General features: G+C 72.7%; 1 protein-coding gene. It reads right to left on the bottom strand.

Annotation, left to right across the window (positions count from 1 at the left end; all coding sequences use genetic code 11):
* Window positions 1-175: 175 nt before the first annotated feature.
* The coding region (locus tag ACFSHS_RS19895; RefSeq protein WP_376879919.1) for an alpha-ketoglutarate-dependent dioxygenase AlkB at window positions 176-740 on the bottom strand (565 nt) is incomplete at its 5' end.

Here is a 740-nt window from a genome sequence, read left to right as displayed (position 1 = left end):
CCTCCCGGGCCGCGCGGCGCAGACAGAACGGTACACCATCTCCGGGGCCCTTCGCAGGGGGGTCCCCGAGGCGCTCATCACGCTCGGTCGGACACGGGGCACAACAGGGAAGACCCCGCACCTCTTCCCTCCCGCCGAGCGACCCGGGCCACGGCGTCCGGGCTTCGTTCGGTCGTCAGGCGACGCCGCGGGGCCGGAACTGGACGCTCACCCGCGGTCCGACCGGCTTCGCCGTCTTGGGGATGCAGTGCTCCCACGTCCGCTGGCAGGAGCCGCCCATGACGACCAGGTCGCCGTGCCCCAGCGGGAACCGCAGGCTCGGGCCCCCACGGGCCGGGCGAAGCAGCAGCGGGCGCGGCGACCCGAAGGACACGATGGCGACCATCGTGTCCGCGGAGCGGCCTCGTCCGATCCGGTCACCGTGCCACGCGACGCTGTCCCGGCCGTCCCGGTACAGGCACATTCCGGCGCTGACGAAACCCTCGCCGAGCTCGGGGGCGTAGTAGCGGTTGAGCGCTTCGCGCGCCTCGGTCAGCAGTGGGTGGGGCAGCGTCTCACCACCGCCGTACCAGCGGAGCAGGCGGGGCACCGCTACTTCGCGCTCGTACATCTGACGGCGGTCCTCGCGCCAGCCGATGTTCCCGAGCAGCACCTCGAGCACCTCATCGGAGCCCGACACCCAGCCGGGAAGGTGGTCGACCCATGCGCCGTCGCTCAGTTCGTGGCGCACCACGTGGCCG

This window comes from Blastococcus deserti (assembly GCF_042682525.1).
Lineage (GTDB): Bacteria > Actinomycetota > Actinomycetes > Mycobacteriales > Geodermatophilaceae > Blastococcus_B > Blastococcus_B deserti.
This window is presented reverse-complemented; position numbering and strand designations above follow the sequence as displayed.